We start from the raw sequence: 17,181 nt of genomic DNA on the forward strand, positions 1-17,181 counted from the left end.
CGGCACGACCGTACAACCAACAGGCACACGACCGCACCACCCGCCGCCCGAGACCCCCCCCCCCCCCCCCCCCCGCGACTGGGCGGAGATCCAGGAACGCATGCTGGTGCCGCTCTACGAGGCGGTGTACGACCGCCTGGAGGTCGGCCCGGCGAGCAGTGTGCTGGGGCTCGGCTGCCGGTCCGGACTGGCGCTCCTGCTCGCGGCCGGACGGGGCGCGCAGGTCGCCGGCCAGGAGCCGCGGGACGAGCTGCGCGAGCTGGCCCGCGACCGTCGGCTGCGGGTGTGCGCGGGGGCCCGGCCGGCCGCCGCCGTCCCCCGCTCGGCCCATTCGCTGGTGACCGTTTTCGAGCAGTTGCCCGGCGCCGCCGCACCGGGCCAGGTGGTCGCCGAGGCGGGCCGGCTCACCCTCCCGGGCGGGCACGTGGTGCTCGCCGCCTGGGGGCCGCCGGAGCGCTGCCAGAGCGCCCCGGTGCTGGACGTGGCCCGCCGCAGGGCCGGGCGGACCACTGCGCGGGACCCGTTCGAGCTGAGCGCGCCCGGCGCGCTGGAGGACCTGCTCGCCCCGGCCGGCCTGCGCCCGGCCGGCAGCGGCCGGGTGAGCTGTCCGTTCGCCTACCCGGACCTCGACAGCGCGGTCCGCGGCCTGCTCTCCACCGGGCTGTTCGAGGCGGCCGAGGAGTTCTCCGGCGCCTCGCTGGTGGCCAAGGAGCTGGAGGAGGTGCTGCAGCCGTACCTGCGCCCGGACGGCACGGTCCGGATGGAGAACGTCTTCCGCTACCTGATCGCCGAGCGCCCCCGGTAGCGGGCGAGGAGACCGGCGGCCCTCCCGGTAGCGGGCGAGAACAGCGGGGCCGCCGGTAGCGAACGGGGAGCCCGAGGCGCCGTCCGGTGGCGAGCGGAAAACCGGGGGCGCCCGCCACCATGGCGCGCGCCCCCCGACCCGCGGTTCACATCTCCGGATCGGGCGCCTTCCGCGGCACCCCGGCCGCCCGGTACGCCTGCTCCTCGTCCAGCGTCTCGGCCTCCAGCAGCGCCGCCGCCAGCGCATCCAACCGGTGCCGCTGCTCCGTCAGCAGCCGCACGGCGTCCTCGTAGCACTCGGCGACGATCCGCCGGGCCTCCTCGTCCACCGCGTCGAGCGTGGTCGGGGCGGCCGACAGCCCGTACGCGCCCTGGGGGTCCGCGGGCACCGCGGTGAGCCGCCCGACCCGCTCGCTCATCCCCCAGCGCCCGGCCATCCCGCGCGCGATGTTGGTGACCTGCTCCAGGTCGCTCTCCGCCCCGGTGGTGATCACCCCGTAGACCACCTGTTCGGCCGCCATCCCGCCGAGCGCGCCGATGATCCGGCCGCGCAGGTAGGGCTCGGTGTACGAGTAGCGGTCGTTCTCCGGGGTGGAGAGGGTGACGCCGAGGGCGCGGCCGCGCGGCACGATGGTGATCTTGCGGACCGGGTCCGCGCCCGGCTGGAGCATGCCCAGCAGCGCGTGCCCGCCCTCGTGGTACGCCGTCCGCTCGCGTTCCTCCTGGGGCATCACCAGCGGCCGTACGGCGCCGAGTTGGACCTTCTCCAGGGCGTCCGAGAGGTCCCGCTCGTTGACCGCGTCCTGCTTGCGCTTGACGGCCAGCAGGGCGGCCTCGTTGACCAGGTTGGCGAGTTCGGCCCCGGTCATCCCTGGGGTGATCTTGGCCAGCTGGGCGAGGTCTGTGCCGCCGGCCAGCGGGACGGTCCGGGTGTGGATGCGCAGGATCGCGGCGCGGCCCTCCCGGTCGGGCGGGCTGACGGTGATCCGCCGGTCGAAGCGGCCGGGGCGCAGCAGCGCCGGGTCGAGCACGTCCGCCCGGTTGGTCGCGGCGATCACGATGACGCCCTCGGAGCCGGAGAAGCCGTCCATCTCCGACGGGCGGTGGCGCGCGCAACGCCGCGCCCCGACGGCCGCACGGCCGCGCCGAAGCCACCGGCCGTACGGCCCGCCGGAACACCCGCGCGCCGAGCCCCCGGAGGCGGTCAGGCAGCGGCGCCCGGCCACTCCTCGGCGGTCAGCGCGAAGCGCTCGTGGTCGCGCCAGTCCCCCTGGAGGAACAGCATCCGCGGCGTGAAGCCCTCGTGCCGGAATCCCAGCCGCTTGGCCATCGCGATCGAGCGCTCGTTCTCGGGCTGCACGTTGATCTCCAGCCGGTGCAGGCCCAGCCCGCCGGCCGACTGCGCGGCGAAGCAGCGCTCCAGGACCAGCCGCAGCCCCTCGGTCATCCGCCCGGTGCCCGCGAACGGCAGGTACGAGTCGTAGCCCAGCGCGCCGTTGCAGAACCGGCCCATCACGATGTTGGCGACGTTCACCTTGCCGACCAGCCCGCCGGAGTCCCGGTCGAAGATCAGGAAGGTGCGCAGGCCCGGCCCCTGGCGCTCGAGCAGTTCCGGCAGTCCGTCCGGCTCGACCGGGTTCCACCGCCCGATGTGCTCGGCGGACCGGCGTACCGCCGCCGCGTACAGAACCTCGTCCTCGGCCCTGGGGGCCCTGATCATCACTCGCACGCCAACATCATCGGGCATGGCGGCGTCATCGGACACGCGAACGGCCCGCCGCCGGAACATCACCGGACGACGGGCCGGTCAGGACCGCTCAGCACTCCTCGGAACCGGCGGCCCACCGGGTCGGGGAGCCGGCGGGCCGCCGAGGGGTGCGGCACGTCCTACAGCATGTCCTTGAACTCCTTGGGCAGCTCGAAGTCGGCCGGGCCCTTGCCGGCGCCGAGGCCGAACGCACCGCCCTCGGCCGGGTCCTGGCCGCCACCCGGGCCGAGCGCGCGGCGCTGGGCGGCCGCGGCCTCCTCCTGGGCGCGCTTCAGCGGGTTGCCGCTCTTGCGCTTGCCCTTGGCCTGCGGGGCCTTCTTGCCGGACTTCTTCGCGCCGCCGGCCATGCCCGGGATCCCCGGCATGCCGGGCATGCCCTTGCCGGAGGCCATCGCGGACATCATCTTGCGGGCCTCGAAGAACCGCTCGACCAGGTTCTTCACCTCGCCGACCTGGACGCCCGAGCCCTTGGCGATGCGGGCCCGGCGGGAGCCGTTGATCAGCTCCGGCTCGGCGCGCTCGACCGGGGTCATCGACTTGATGATCGCGCCGACCCGGTTGACGTCCTTGTCGTCGATGTTGTTGATCTGCTCGCGGATCTGGCCCATGCCGGGCAGCATGCCGAGCAGCTTGGAGATCGAGCCCATCTTCTGGACCTGCTCCAGCTGCGACAGGAAGTCGTCCAGCGTGAACTGCTTCGGACCGCCGCGCAGCTTGGCGGCGATCTTCTCGGCCTCGGCCTGCGAGAAGGTCTGCTCGGCCTTCTCGATCAGCGAGAGGACGTCACCCATGCCCAGGATGCGCGAGGCCATCCGGTCCGGGTGGAAGGCGTCGAAGTCGTCGACCTTCTCGCCGTTGGAGGCGAACATGATCTGCCGGCCGGTGACGTGCGCGACCGACAGGGCGGCACCGCCGCGGGCGTCGCCGTCGAGCTTGGAGAGCACCACACCGGTGAAGTCGACGCCCTCGAGGAAGGCCTGCGCGGTGGTGACCGCGTCCTGGCCGATCATCGCGTCGACGACGAACAGGACCTCGTCCGGGTTCACCGCGGCGCGGATGTCGGCGGCCTGCTGCATCAGCTCGGCGTCGATGCCCAGGCGGCCCGCGGTGTCGACGATGACGACGTCGTACTGCTTCTGCTTGGCGTACTCGATCGAGTCCTTGGCGACCTGCACCGGGTCGCCCACGCCGTTGCCCGGCTGCGGGCCGTAGAAGGCCACGCCGGCGCGCTCGGCGACCACCTGGAGCTGGTTGACCGCGTTGGGGCGCTGGAGGTCGCAGGCGACCAGCAGCGGGGTGTGCTTCTGGCTCTTCAGCCAGTGACCGAGCTTGCCCGCGAGGGTGGTCTTACCGGCACCCTGCAGACCGGCGAGCATGATGACCGTCGGGCCGTTCTTGGCGAACCGCACCCGGCGGGTCTCGCCACCGAGGATGGCGATGAGCTCCTCGTTGACGATCTTGATGATCTGCTGCGCGGGGTTCAGCGCGCCGGAGACCTCGGAGCCGAGCGCCCGCTCCTTGACCTGCTTGATGAAGGCCCGGACGACCGGCAGCGCGACATCCGCCTCCAGCAGCGCGATCCGGATCTCGCGGGCGGTGGCGTCGATGTCCGCCTCGCTCAGGCGGCCCTTGCCCCGGAGGTTCTTGAACGTCGCTGCGAGGCGATCGGAAAGAGTGTCGAACACGTCGGCGCGGGTCCTCTGCGGCATCGGTATCGGTACGGTCGTCGTCCCCCAGGGTATCCGGCCGCCCCGGGTACGGTCTCCACCCCTACCGGGAACCCCCGCCGGGCCTCAGCCCGGCCCCAGCCGGATCCCCGCCGGGACCCTGCCGGAACCCGCGGCCGCACCCGGCCAACCGGCCGGCGCTCAGCCCAGCGCCGCCCGCACCGCGGCCGCCACCTCCCCGGCCCGCTCGGCGGTGAGCGGACGGCCCGCCGCGTCGGTCAGGTAGAACGAGTCGACGGCGTCCGCGCCCAGCGTGGAGACGTGCGCGGTGCGCACCCGCACCCCCGCGCCGTCCAGCGCCCGGCCGATCCGGTGCAGCAGGCCGGGGGCGTCGTGCGCCCGGACCTCCAACACGGTCGCGCTCGCCGAGGCCACCGCGGGCGCCACCGCGACCACCGGCGGCGGGGTGGGGATGCCCTTGCGCCGCGGGGCGGCGGCGTCCCGCTCGGCGAGGCGGCGGGAGACGTCCAGCGAGCCGTCCAGCGCCCGGCGCAGGTCGGCGCGCAGCCGGGCGGCCTCCGGCAGCTCGCCGAACTCGGCGGCCACCCGCCAGGACAGCAGCAGGACCGGGCCCGCGCCGATCGGGTCCAGTTCACGCAGTCCGGCGGAGCGCACGGTCAGCCGGTGCAGCGCGAGCACCCCGGCGACGGTGCCGAGCAGCCCCGGCTGGTCCGGGAGGGCCAGGGTCAGCTCGACGCCCATCGGCTCGGTGCCCGGGTCCGCCCCGTCGGCCTGGGCCAGCAGCGACAGCGCGGGTGCGCCGGTACAGGCGGCCTCGACCGCGAGCCGCTCCTGCTCGGCGGTCGGTGCCCCCGTCGGTGCCCCCGTCGACGCGCCCGCCGGTGCGTCCTCCGCGGTGGGGCCGCCGGCCCCGGCGAGCTGGGCGGCGACCCGGACGACCAGGCCGTCCACCAGCGAGGCCCGCCAGCTGCTCCACGCGGCCGGGCCGGTGGCCAGCGCGTCCGCCTCGGTGAGCGCGTGCAGCAGTTCCAGCTCCGGCAGGGTGCCGACCGCCTTGGTGATCGTCTCGACGGTGGCCGGGTCGTCCGGGTCGCGCCGGGTCGCGGTGTCGACCAGGGTCAGGTGGTGGCGGACCAGCACCGCCAGGGTCTCGGTGTCCTCGGGCCCGAAGCCCATCCGGGCGGCCAGGTCGCGGACGATCACCTCGCCCGCCTCGCTGTGGTCGCCGGGCCAGCCCTTGCCGATGTCGTGCAGCAGCGCGGCGACCAGCAACAGGTCCGGCCGGGCCACCCGGCGGGTCATCGCGGCGGCCCGGACGGCCGTCTCCACCAGGTGCCGGTCCACCGTCCAGCGGTGCACCGCGTTGCGCTGCGGGCGGCAGCGCACCCGCTCCCAGTCCGGCAGCAGCCGGGTGACCAGTCCCTGCGCCTCCAGTGCCTCCCACACCGGGACGGCCGGCTCCCCCGCGCCGAGCAGGGTGATCAGCTGCTCGCGCGCCTCGTCCGGCCAGGGCACCGGCAGCGGCCGGCACTCGGCGGCGAGCCGGCGCACCGTCGCGTACGAGACGGTCAGGCCGTTCTGCGCGGCGGCGGCCGCGGCGCGCAGCGGCAGCACCGGATCGGCGGCCGGGCGGGCCGCCTGGGCGAGCACCGCCTCGCCGTCCTGCTCGACCACGCCCTCGGCGAGCGGGCGGCGCTCGACCGCGCCCCGGCCCACCGCGCCCGCGCCACGCCCGGCGCCGGAGAACCGGAAGGCCGCCCGGCCCGGCCGGCGTCCCCGGGTGGCACGGGCGGCCAGCACCCGGTCCACCGCCCGCCAGGTGACCTCGCCCGCGTAGGCGATGGTCCGGGCGGCCTCGTAGACCTGGCGCAGCAGGGTGTCGGCGTCCAGCAGGCCGAGCCGTTCGGCGACCTGGTCCTGGTCCTGGAGGCTGAGCCGCTCGGTGGCCCGCCCGGTGGCCAGGTGCAGCGCGTCCCGGACGTCGGCGAGACGCAGGGCCGCGGCGTCCAGGCCGTCCCGGGGTGCGTCGGCCAGCCAGGTGGCGGCGATCGCGTCGAGGGCGACCAGGTCGCGCAGCCCGCCGCGGGCCTCCTTGAGGTCGGGCTCCAGCAGGAAGGAGAGCTCGCCGTGGCGTTCGGCCCGCTCCCGGCCCAGCTCGCGCAGCTCGGGCAGGCGCGCGGGAGCGCTCGCGCGCCAGTCGGTGAGCACCGCGGAGCGCAGCGCGGCGGTGAGCGCCGCGTCCCCGGCGAGGTGGCGGGCGTCGAGCAGGCCGAGCTGGGCCTTGAGGTCGGCGGCGGCGACCGAGCGGGCCTCGGCGACGGTGCGCACCGAGTGGTCGAGCTTGGCGCCCGCGTCCCAGACCGGGTACCAGATCCGCTCGGGCAGCTCGCGCGGGATCGGGCCGTCGTGCAGCAGCAGGAGGTCCAGGTCGCTGCGCGGGGACAGCTCGCCGCGCCCGTAGCCGCCGACGGCGACCAGCGCGACGCCGGAGCCGGGGGCACCGGCCGAGGCGAGCAGCCCGGCCAGCCAGTCGTCGGTGAGCCGGGCGAGCGCCGTCCGGCGGGGGCGCCCGTGCAGGCCGGGCCGGTCGAGCAGCGCGGCCCGGGCGGCGGCGTAGTCGGGGAGGTCGCGGGGGTCGGAGGGGCTGGTCTCGGTGGTCATGCGCGTGCTCCCGTCCGTCGGGTGAGCGGCCGAGCGGCAGAGCTGGGCGCCGTACCGTCCGCGGCCCGGCCGGGCGTACGGCTCGCGGCTCCCCGGCCGGCGCCGGTGGGCCGCCGGCGGACCCGCGACCTCCGGGGAGGAGGCGCGGGCCCGCCGGTGGGTCGGTCGGTCAGGGCCTCACAGGGCGTCCGGGCCGCGTTCGCCGGTGCGGACCCGGACGGCGGTGTCGACCGGGATGCTCCACACCTTGCCGTCGCCGATCTTCCCGGTCCGGGCGGCCTTCACCAGGACGTCGATCAGGTCGTCGGCGTCCTCGTCCTCGACCAGGACCTCGATCCGGACCTTCGGCACCAGGTCCACGGTGTACTCGGCGCCCCGGTAGACCTCGGTGTGGCCGCGCTGGCGGCCGTAGCCGCTGGCCTCGGTGACGGTCAGGCCGTGGACCCCGAAGGCCTGCAGGGCGGCCTTCACCTCGTCCAGGCGGTACGGCTTGATGACGGCGGTGATGAGCTTCATCGGGCGTCGACCTCGGTCTTCCTGGCGGTCTTCTCGGCGGGCTTCTCAGTGGTCTTCTCGGCGGGCCTGGCGGGCGGCCCAGAGGCGACGGCGCCCAGGGCCCGGGCCAGGCCGGCGCCGACGGCGCTGAAGTCGTAGGCGGACTCGGCGTGTTCGGCCTGGTCGATGCCGGCCGTCTCCACCTCCTCGCTGACCCGGAACCCCACCAGCTTGTCCACCGCCTTGGCCAGCAGCCAGGACAGCACGAACGAGTACGCCGCGACGACCGCCACGCCCATCGCCTGCTTGCCGAGCTGGCCCAGCCCGCCGCCGTAGAACAGGCCCTTCGCGGTCTGGCCGACCCCGCCGGTGGCGAACAGGCCGATCAGCAGCGAGCCGATCGCCCCGCCCACCGCGTGCACGCCCACCACGTCGAGCGAGTCGTCGAAGCCCCAGCGGTACTTCAGCGAGACGGCGGCCGCGCAGACCGCGCCCGCGACCAGGCCGATCGCCACCGCGCCGAGCGGGCTGACCGAGCCGCAGGCCGGGGTGATCGCGACCAGCCCGGCCACCGCGCCGGAGGCGGCGCCCAGCGTGGTGAACGCGCCGTGCTTGAGCTTCTCGTAGATCAGCCAGCCGACCAGCGCGGCGCCGGTGGCGACCTGGGTGTTGACCATGGCCATCGCGGCCACGCCGTTGGCGGCCAGCGCCGAGCCCGCGTTGAAGCCGAACCAGCCGAACCACAGCAGCCCGGAGCCGAGCATCACCAGCGGCAGGCTGTGCGGGCGCATCGGGTCCTTCTTGAAGCCGACCCGCTTGCCGAGCACCAGGCAGAGCGCGAGGCCCGCGACACCGGCGTTGATGTGCACGGCCGTCCCGCCGGCGAAGTCGATCACACCGTTGCGGTCGCCCAGCCAGCCGCCGTTCCCGTTGTCGAAGAAGAACACCCAGTGGGCGACCGGGAAGTAGACGATGGTCACCCAGAGCGCGATGAACAGGCCCCAGGCCGCGAACTTGGCGCGGTCCGCGATGGCGCCGCTGATCAGCGCCGGGGTGATGATCGCGAACATCAGCTGGAAGACCGCGAACGCGGTCACCGGGATCGACCCGGTCAGCTCGTTCAGCCCGATCCCGCGCATCCCCAGGAAGTCCAGGTTGCCGATCAGCCCGCCGAAGGAGTCGGGCCCGAAGCTGAGCGAGTACCCGTACAGGACCCAGAGCACGCTGACGATGCCGAGCGAGAGGAAGCTCATCGCCAGCATGTTCAGCGTGCTCTTGGCCCTGACCATGCCCCCGTAGAAGAAGGCCAGGCCCGGGGTCATCACCATGACCAGGGCCGCACTGATGAGCACGAAGGCGGTGTCGCCCGCGCTGAAGCCGTCCGGCATCGGCGTCTCCTCTGCGTGAAAGCCGCTCCACCCTCCCCCGGGTACCTGTCCCGTGCCACCCGGGGTGGCGGCGATGAACAGGAGAGTGCCGAAGGCTGGTTTCGGCCAGTGCGACCGGTTGTTTCACGGCCGTGACGCGTGCGACGCCCGGGTTACGGGCACGTGAACCGCGGCCGTGTCGCGGGGCCGGACGGGTTACCGTGCCGCCGCGCGCCACCGCCGGCGCCCACGGCACTCGCGGCGCGAGCGGAGCACCAAAGGCCACCGACCGTGACGGCGGCGGCCGTCACGGTCGGTGGAGTCCAGGGGGTGGAGTCCAGGGGGTGGAGTCCGGCGGGCGTGGACCCGGCATCACGAGGTCCGGCGGGAGGTCCGGCGGAAGGGGAGTCCGCCGGCAGCGGACGCTCAGACCACCGAGACGTACTCCGGGATGTCCTGGACCACCCGCTCCTTGAGCCGGTTCACCGCGTCCACCCCGTCGAAGCGGGCGGCCGCGGCCTCGGTGGTCTTGCGCACCCGGGAGTTCAGCCGCTCCGAGCGCACCTTGGTCGCGATGTCGACGGCCTGCTCGGCGTACCGCACCGCCTCCTCGGCCTCCCGCTGCAGCAGGTGGACGCTGGCCATGCCGATGAGGTTGAAGGCGTACGAACGCACGTGGTTCTCGTCCTGGCGGAACAGGTCGACGGCGCGCTCCATCACCGGCGCGGACAGCGAGGCGTAGAGCTGGGCGTTGTCCGAGTGGTACGCGAGGTCGCGGAAGGAGTGGGCGTTCTCCGCGTTCAGCTCGGCCGGGGAGAAGAACCGCAGCCAGTCCGGATCCTCGTCCCCGTCCCGGATGTCGGTGAAGGTGTCCTCGGCCAGCCGGATCGCCCGGGCGCAGCGGTTCACCTCGCCGATGGTGGCGTAGGCGCGCGCCTCCATCGCGTACAGCAGGGACTGCTGGCGCGGGGTCGCGCTGTCCCGGCTGCCGTACTGGGCCAGGTGGATCAGCTCCAGGGCGTCCTCGCCCCGGTTGAGGTGGATCATCTGGCGGCTCATGTCGGTGAGGATCAGCGCGCCGAACGGCCGGTCGCCGGCCTCCTTGGCCGCGTGCAGGGCCAGCACGTAGTACTTCTGCGCGCTCGGGTGCATCCCGACGTCGTAGGACATCCAGCCGGCCAGGTGGGCGAGCTCGGCGGTGAGCCGGAACAGCCGCTTGGTGGTGTCCTCGCTGTACGTCTCCTGGAGCAGGTCGGTGACCTCGTGGAGTTGGCCGACCACGGCCTTGCGGCGCAGCCCGCCGCCGTTCTGGGCGTCCCACTGGCGGAACATGACCGTGGTCTGCTCCAGCAGTTCCAGCTCGGGTTCGGAGAGCCGGCCGGTGAACGCCTCGCCGCCGTTGGCCGCGGTGAGGATCGGCGTGGGGATGCCGGTCGGGCCTGGGGCGAGCCAGCGCTGCATCGGCTCGATCAGCGCGGCGCCGGCGGTCAGCGCGAGCGAGGTGCCGAGGAAGCCCCGGCGGTTGAGCATCAGGTCGCTGCGGGAGTACTCGCTGATCAGCTGGACGGTCTGGGGGGCGCTCCACGGCAGGTCCACGCCGCCGCCCACGGTGGACACCGGGATCGCGGCGCGCAGGCCGAGGTCCTCGATCGAGACCACCGAGCCGAAGCGCTCGGAGAACAGCTCTGACATGATCTTGGGGATCGGCTCGCGGGGCTGTTCGCCGTCGAGCCATCGGCGCACCCGGGAAGTGTCGGTGGACACGTGGTGGGCGCCCATCTGCCGGGCTCGGCGGTTGACCTGACGGGCCAACTCCCCCTTGGACCAGCCGCTGCGGGCGAACCACGTGGTCAGCTTCTCGTTGGGTTGCTTCTCTGCCATGGGAACGTCCCCATCCCGCCCGGCCCCTACGGGGCCCCCGATCGTGACCGCCCGACGGTTGCGGGCTCTTGCCAGACGTGCCGTGCCTGAGGTGATGTGGTACCGCCTCGTCGTACTGGTGTGCCATCGTCCCGGACGGTGCGTCAGATCCCCAACTCCCGTTCCCCGACGGCCAGGAGCAGGCTCCCGACGACGTCCGTGTGCTGAACGTAGTGCCCCGTGGGGCACCCGTGGGAGCGGCCCTGGCGAAACGCCACCTTTCGCCACCCCTAGGAGTGAACCGAAGTCAGGAGCCACACGCTTCACTGGATAGTCCCGACGGTCCGGCATATGCGGGCCGCCAAGTCCCCCGGCCAGTTCCCGGGAGACCCGGCAGTCCCCGCAATCCACCGCAGTCACAGGCGAGTTCGCGGCCCACTCGGGACAGCAGCAACCCCGCGCACCCGACGATCCGGCATCGGCGCCGCCCCCACAAGGCGGCGCCCGAGGCGCACCATCGCAACAGGCGCACGCCAAGCGCTGCGCGCCGCCACCGCACAACGCACCACGCGACGGACAATCAACACACAGTCACCATCCCGTAACCATCGGCTACGAGAACCTGTTGGGGGAGGCATGGACAACCTGTTCGGCGAACTTCGACTGGGGCACCTGCGGCTGGCACCGCTGGGCGCGCGCCGCCGCACCAAGGTCACCGCGTCCCAGGCCGCTGCGGAGTACACCGGCCGCTGGGGTTGGGCGGTCGCCGGCGGCGACCCGGCCGGCTCCGCCACCGCCCCGACCCGCTGTCCCTGCGGTTCCCGCCGCTGTGCCGCGCCCGGCCTGCACCCCGGGCCCGACGGCAGTGGCCGAGGCCGGGCCGCCGGCGCCGACGGCTCGGTGCTGTTCCCCACCGGCCGCGCCTTCGACGTCCTGGACGTCCCCGAGCAGGCCGGTCTGCAGGCGCTGGTCCGGCTGGAGCGGATGGGCACCCAGGTCGGACCGGTGCTCGCGCCGCCCACCGGCCGGCTGCAGTTCCTGGTCGCCGCCGGCGCCGCCCGCCGACTGCCCGACCTGCTCTACCGGATGGGCTGGGACGACGCCGCGCTCGACCTGACCTGTCACGGCGAGGGCAGCTACGTCGCCGCCCCGCCCACCGTTCTCGGCGGCCTCGGCCCGGTCCGCTGGCTGCGCCGCCCCACCCGCGACAACGCCGGCTGCCCACCCGAGGCCCGGCTGCTGCTCGGCACCCTCGCCTACGCCTGCCACCGCAGCCGCGAGCGCACCGCCGAGCCCGCCTGGATCGCTTCCTGACCCGTCCGCTCGCCCGCTGACCCGACTCGGTCCCCGGGCCCGATCCCTCGGCCCGTTCCCCCGGCCCGCGGCAGGCGAAAGGGCCCGCCCCAGGAGGAGCGGACCCTTCGTCGATCGGGACTGTGGTCAGTCCCCGATCAGCGCGTCCACGAACGCACCCGGCTCGAACGGCGCCAGGTCGTCCGCGCCCTCGCCCAGACCGATCAGCTTGACCGGCACGCCCAGCTCGCGCTGCACCGCGACCACGATGCCGCCCTTGGCGGTGCCGTCCAGCTTGGTCAGCACGATGCCGGTGATGTCCACCACCTCGGCGAACACCCGGGCCTGGATCAGGCCGTTCTGACCGGTGGTGGCGTCCAGCACCAGCAGCACCTCGTCCACCGGGCCGTGCTTCTCGACGACCCGCTTGACCTTGCCCAGCTCGTCCATCAGGCCGGTCTTGGTGTGCAGCCGGCCGGCGGTGTCGATCAGCACGGTGTCCGCGCCCTCGGCGATGCCCTCCTTGACCGCGTCGAAGGCGATGGAGGCCGGGTCCCCGCCCTCCGGGCCGCGCACGGTGCGCGCACCGACCCGCTCGCCCCAGGTCTGCAGCTGGTCGGCGGCGGCGGCCCGGAAGGTGTCGGCGGCACCGAGCACCACCGTGCGGCCGTCGGCGACCAGCACCCGGGCCAGCTTGCCGGTGGTGGTGGTCTTGCCGACGCCGTTGACGCCGACGACCAGGACCACGGCGGGGCCCTCCTCGTGCTTGAGGGAGCGGACGGTGCGGTCGGCGTCCTTGCCGATCAGCTCGACCAGCTCCTCGCGCAGCAGCGCGCGCAGCTCGTCGGGCGTGCGGGTGCCGAGCACCTTGACCCGGGTGCGCAGCCGCTCGACCAGCTCCTGCGTCGGCGCGACGCCGACGTCGGCGGTGAGCAGGGTGTCCTCGATCTCCTCCCAGGTGTCCTCGTCCAGGTGCTCGCGGGAGAGCAGCGAGAGCAGGCCCTTGCCGAGCGAGTTCTGCGAACGGGAGAGCCGGGAGCGCAGCCGCACGAGCCGGCCGGCGGTGGGTTCGGGGACCTCGACGGCGGGCGCCGCCTCGGCCTCGGCGGGTTCGACCTCGACGGTCTCCGGGAGCTCCGGGGCCTCGGGGAGCGGCACCTCCTCGACGGTCCGGCGGGGCTCCTCGGTCGGCGGCGCGGCCTCCTCGCCGACCTGGGGCTCCGCCGGGGTGGGCTTGGGCGCCGTGATGACCGGCGCCTGCGACTTCGGGGGCAGCTGCTGGCGTCGTCTGCCGGAAACGACGAGGCCCGCGATCGCGCCGACGGCGACCACGGCGATGACTACGGCAAGGATCACGTATTCCATATCCGCTCCAGTATCCGTGACCGGAGCCGGAATGGACCGCAGCCGCCCCAGGGTCTATCCCCGGGACGCCGCCGTGCCGACGTCGGACGGCCGCCGCTGCGGGTGCTCTTCCGCCGCCCGGCCGCCGGGAGCCGAGCCCGTCCGCAGCCGCTGGCTGATCACCTGCGAGATGCCGTCGCCCTTCATCGTCACGCCGTACAGGGCGTCGGCGGACTCCATGGTCAGCTTCTGGTGGGTGATCACGATCAGCTGGGAGCTCTCCCGCAGCTCCTCCATGATCCCGACCAGCCGGCGCAGGTTGGTCTCGTCCAGCGCCGCCTCCACCTCGTCCATCACGTAGAACGGGCTGGGCCGGGCCTTGAAGATCGCCACCAGCAGCGCCACCGCCGTCAGCGAGCGCTCGCCGCCGGAGAGCAGCGACAGCCGCTTGACCTTCTTGCCCGGCGGACGGGCCTCCACCTCGACCCCGGTGGTGAGCATGTTGTCCGGGTCGGTCAGGACGAGCCGTCCCTCGCCGCCCGGGAAGAGCCGGGCGAAGACGCCCTCGAACTGGGCGGCGGTGTCGTGGTACGCCGACGTGAACAGCTGCTCGACCCGCTGGTCCACGTCCCGGACGATGTCCAGCAGGTCGCGCCGGCTGCGCTTGAGGTCGTCCAGCTGCTCGCCCAGGAACTGGTGGCGCTCCTCCAGCGCGGCGAACTCCTCCAGCGCGAGCGGGTTGACCTTGCCGAGCTGCTGGTAGGCCTTTTCGGCGGCCTTCAGCCGCTGCTCCTGCTCGGCCCGGACGTACGGGTACGGCTGCCCCTGCTCCTGCCCGTCCTCGGGAGTGGCGGGCGGGACGGGCTGGTCCGGCCCGTACGAGGCGAGCAGCTCGCCGCCGTCGATGCCGAACTCCTCCAGCGCCCGGGCCTCCAGCTGCTCGATCCGCAGCCGCTTCTCGGCCCGCAGCACCTCGTCCCGGTGGCCCGCGTCGACCAGCTTGTCCAGTTCCTCCTTGAGGCCGCGGCCGTGTTCCCGATGCTCGCGCAGTTCGTCCTCGCGCTCGGCGCGTTCCCGTTCGACCGCCGCGCGCCGGGCGTCCACGCGGGTCAGCGACACCTCCAGGCAGGCCAGCAGTTGCCGGGCGCCCGCCGCGACGGCCTGCGCCACCCCGGCGTCGTGCTCCGCGCGCCGACGGCGCTCGGCGGCCCGGGCCCGCGCCTCGCGTTCGGCGCGGGCGGCCCGGTCCAGCTGGTCGGCCCGGCCGGCCAGGGCGCGGACCCGCTCCTCGTGGGTGCGCACCGCGAGCCGGGCCTCCAGCTCGGCCTGCCGGGCGGCCGAGGCGGCCTCGGCCAGGCGCTGCTGTTCGGCCGGGTCCGGCTCGTCCTGCGCCGCGTCCGCCGACTCCTCGGCCGCCGCCAACCGTTCGGCCAACTCCTCGGCGGTGGAGCGCAGTTCGGCGAGGCCCTGGTCGGCCCTGGCGACGGCGGCGGCCAGCCGCTCGGCCTCTCCGGCGGCGGCCCGCGCCTGCCCGCCGAGGCGGCCCAGGGCACCGGCCACCTGGGCCCGCTCCTTCTCCGCCTGCCGCCGCAGCTCGGCGAGCCGCTCCACCTCGGCGGCCGACTCCCGGCGCAGCTCGGTGAGTTGGGCCAGCCGCTCGCCCGACTCGGCGCAGCGCAGGGCGAGTTCCCCGAGCGCCCGGGCCGTCTCGTCCACCGCCGCCTGGGTCTCCAGCAGGCTCGGCGCACCGCCGGATCCGCCGTGCGCGAAGCCGGTGCCCAGCCGGTCCCCCTCGGTGGTGACGGCGGTGAGTTCGGGGCGGTCGGCGAGCAGGGCCAGTGCCCGGTCCAGGTCGGCGACCACCACCACTGCGGCCAGCAGCTCTCGGACCGCGGCGAGCAGTCCGGCCGGGCCGTCGACCAGTTGGGCCGCCCAGCGGGCGCCGTCGGGCAACCCGCCGTCCGGCATCCCACCATCCGACAGCCCCCCGTCCGGCAACCCGCCGTCGGCACCCGGGGCTTCCGCGCCGCCGGCGATCAGCAGCGCGGCCCGGCCGGCGTCCCGCTCGCGCAGCAGCCGCAGCGCCCCGGCGGCGGCGGACGGCGAGTCCACGGCCACCGCGTCGGCCGCCGCCCCGAGCGCGGCGGCGACGGGCACCTCGTACCCGGGCTCGATCCGCAGCAGCGCCGCCGCCGGGCCGAGCACCCCGGTCAGCCGCTCCCCCGCGTCCAGCAGCGCGCCGGTGCCGTCCTTGCGGCGCAGCCCGAGCGAGAGCGCCTCGTGCCGGGCGGTGAGCCCGGCCCGTTCGCGTTCCGCGGCGCCGGCCGCCTCCCGGGCGGCGGTGAGTTCGCGTTCCACGGCGTCCAGCCGCTCCCGGGCCTGCCGGTACCCGGCCTCGGCCTGCTCGTCGTCCCCGGCCAGGCCGTCCACCTGCTGCTGGAGCTCGTCCAGTTCGGCCTGGGCGGCCGCGGCGCGCAGCAGCGCCTCGTCCCGGGCCTCGGTGAGCCGGCCGACCTCGGCCTCGGCCGAGGCGGCCTTGGAGCGGGCGGCGGCCGCCTGGCCCTGCAGCCGGGCCAGGCCTTCCCGGCGGTCCGCGATGGCCCGGGCGGCGTCCCGCAGCCGGCGCTCCTCGGCGGCCAGTTCGCCTTCCAGCCCGGTCTTGCGCTCGACGGCCTCGGCCAGCGCGTACGAGGCCTCCTCCAGCGCCTCGGTGAGGGCGGCCTCCTCCGCGCGGACCCGCTCGGCCTCCCGCTCCAGCTCCTCCGGGTCACGGCCGCGGCGTTCCTCGGCCGCGCCCCCGGCGGCGGCGTGCCGGGCCCGGGCCTCGGCCAGTCCGATCGTGCCGCGGGTGCGCTCGGCGAGGGCGGAGAGTCGGTACCAGGTCTGCCGGGCGGTCTCCAGGCTGGGGCCGAGCTGCTGCACCTGCGCCTCCAGGACCCGTTCGCGCTGCACGGCGCGGGCCAGTTCCTGTTCGACGGTGGTGCGGCGCAGTCTCAGCGCCAGTTCGTCGGCGACCTCGGCCTCGACGGCCTTGCGCAGGGTGAGCAGGTCGTCGGCGAGCAGCCGCAGCCGGGCGTCGCGCAGTTCGGCCTGGATGCCCGCGGCGCGGCGGGCGATCCTGGCCTGCCGGCCGAGCGGTCCGAGCTGGCGGCGCAGTTCGGCCGTCAGGTCCTGGACGCGGTTGAGGTTGGCCTGCATCGCGTCCAGCTTCCGCAGCGCCTTCTCCTTGCGCTTGCGGTGCTTGAGGACGCCGGCCGCCTCCTCGATGAAGGCGCGCCGCCCCATCGGGTCGGCGTGCAGGACGGAGTCGAGCTGGCCCTGTCCGACGATGACGTGCATCTCGCGGCCGATGCCGGAGTCGGAGAGCAGTTCCTGGATGTCCAGCAGGCGGCAGGTCTCGCCGTTGAGGGCGTACTCGCTGCCGCCGTTGCGGAACATCGTCCGGGTGATCGTCACCTCGGAGTAGTCGATCGGCAGGGCGCCGTCGCTGTTGTCGATGGTGAGGCTGACCTCGGCCCGGCCGAGCGGGGCGCGCCCGCTGGTCCCGGCGAAGATCACGTCCTCCATCTTGCCGCCGCGCAGCGACTTGGCGCCCTGTTCGCCCATCACCCAGGACAGCGCGTCGACCACGTTGGACTTGCCGGAGCCGTTCGGGCCGACGACACAGGTGATGCCCGGCTCGAAGCGCAGGGTGGTGCTGGAAGCGAAGGACTTGAATCCGCGCAGCGTCAGGCTCTTCAGGTGCACGCGGCCGGTCTCCTCAATCACTCACGAGGGAACCGACTGTATCGGGAGTCCGACACGACGAAGGGACGCCACATCCGGGCGTCCCTTGCAAAGCTGCGTCCCTTTCGGGGCGGCTCAGTGCACAGCGGCGTCGATCTGCCGGGATCGGGGGCGG

10 protein-coding genes and 1 pseudogene are annotated in these 17,181 nt (G+C 74.5%); 2 read left to right on the forward strand and 9 right to left on the reverse strand.

Annotation, left to right across the window (positions count from 1 at the left end; genetic code table 11):
• Positions 1-805, forward strand: an 805-nt coding sequence (locus ACZ4WV_RS03210) for a class I SAM-dependent methyltransferase (protein ID WP_465742254.1), incomplete at its 5' end; no start/stop codon positions are given.
• Between the two features lie 145 nt (positions 806-950).
• Here ACZ4WV_RS03210 and ACZ4WV_RS03215 read toward each other — a convergent pair.
• From ACZ4WV_RS03215 to nsdA, 7 genes and pseudogenes are all read right to left on the reverse strand, one after another.
• Positions 951-1,901, reverse strand: a pseudogene (locus ACZ4WV_RS03215) (AAA family ATPase); the annotation flags it as partial.
• A 107-nt stretch (positions 1,902-2,008) separates the two neighbouring features.
• Entirely contained in the window at positions 2,009-2,551 is a 543-nt protein-coding gene (locus ACZ4WV_RS03220; RefSeq protein WP_465742256.1) for a GNAT family N-acetyltransferase, read from the reverse strand.
• A 140-nt stretch (positions 2,552-2,691) separates the two neighbouring features.
• On the reverse strand, positions 2,692-4,257 hold the full coding sequence (ffh, locus tag ACZ4WV_RS03225) for a signal recognition particle protein (RefSeq protein WP_465742257.1): 1,566 nt from the start codon (positions 4,255-4,257) through the stop codon (positions 2,692-2,694).
• 183 nt (positions 4,258-4,440) lie between these two features.
• Entirely contained in the window at positions 4,441-6,921 is a 2,481-nt protein-coding gene (locus ACZ4WV_RS03230; RefSeq protein WP_465742259.1) for a [protein-PII] uridylyltransferase, read from the reverse strand.
• Between the two features lie 177 nt (positions 6,922-7,098).
• Positions 7,099-7,437 (reverse strand): P-II family nitrogen regulator, encoded by a 339-nt coding sequence (locus ACZ4WV_RS03235; protein WP_350524594.1) that lies wholly within the window; start codon positions 7,435-7,437, stop codon positions 7,099-7,101.
• A complete protein-coding gene (locus tag ACZ4WV_RS03240; RefSeq protein WP_465742262.1) occupies positions 7,434-8,804 on the reverse strand; it encodes an ammonium transporter in 1,371 nt (456 codons plus the stop codon). Before ACZ4WV_RS03240 ends, ACZ4WV_RS03235 begins: the two co-directional genes overlap by 4 nt.
• Positions 8,805-9,209: 405 nt before the next feature.
• A complete protein-coding gene (nsdA, locus tag ACZ4WV_RS03245) occupies positions 9,210-10,706 on the reverse strand; it encodes a transcriptional repressor NsdA (protein ID WP_465742667.1) in 1,497 nt (498 codons plus the stop codon).
• A gap of 573 nt (positions 10,707-11,279) precedes the next feature.
• Here nsdA and ACZ4WV_RS03250 point away from each other — a divergent pair.
• Complete coding sequence (locus tag ACZ4WV_RS03250; RefSeq protein WP_465742264.1) at positions 11,280-11,957, forward strand: bifunctional DNA primase/polymerase; 678 nt, start codon at positions 11,280-11,282, stop codon at positions 11,955-11,957.
• Positions 11,958-12,083: 126 nt separating this feature from the next.
• Here ACZ4WV_RS03250 and ftsY read toward each other — a convergent pair whose 3' ends face one another.
• Positions 12,084-13,301 (reverse strand): signal recognition particle-docking protein FtsY, encoded by a 1,218-nt coding sequence (ftsY, locus tag ACZ4WV_RS03255; protein WP_465742266.1) that lies wholly within the window; start codon positions 13,299-13,301, stop codon positions 12,084-12,086.
• A 54-nt stretch (positions 13,302-13,355) separates the two neighbouring features.
• Positions 13,356-17,027, reverse strand: a complete 3,672-nt coding sequence (smc, locus tag ACZ4WV_RS03260; RefSeq protein ID WP_465742268.1) for a chromosome segregation protein SMC — start codon at positions 17,025-17,027, stop codon at positions 13,356-13,358.
• Positions 17,028-17,181: the final 154 nt, after the last annotated feature.

It is taken from the genome of Kitasatospora sp. NPDC029312, from assembly GCF_055569215.1.

Excerpts from the sequence above, each read along its gene's own strand:
- ACZ4WV_RS03240 (WP_465742262.1), bottom strand. The coding sequence starts at position 8,804 with ATGCCGGACGGCTTCAGCGCGGGCGACACCGCCTTCGTGCTCATCAGT.
- ACZ4WV_RS03230 (WP_465742259.1), bottom strand. The coding sequence starts at position 6,921 with ATGACCACCGAGACCAGCCCCTCCGACCCCCGCGACCTCCCCGACTAC.
- ACZ4WV_RS03250 (WP_465742264.1), top strand. The coding sequence starts at position 11,280 with ATGGACAACCTGTTCGGCGAACTTCGACTGGGGCACCTGCGGCTGGCA.
- ftsY (WP_465742266.1), bottom strand. The coding sequence starts at position 13,301 with ATGGAATACGTGATCCTTGCCGTAGTCATCGCCGTGGTCGCCGTCGGC.
- ACZ4WV_RS03220 (WP_465742256.1), bottom strand. The coding sequence starts at position 2,551 with ATGCCCGATGATGTTGGCGTGCGAGTGATGATCAGGGCCCCCAGGGCC.
- ACZ4WV_RS03235 (WP_350524594.1), bottom strand. The coding sequence starts at position 7,437 with ATGAAGCTCATCACCGCCGTCATCAAGCCGTACCGCCTGGACGAGGTG.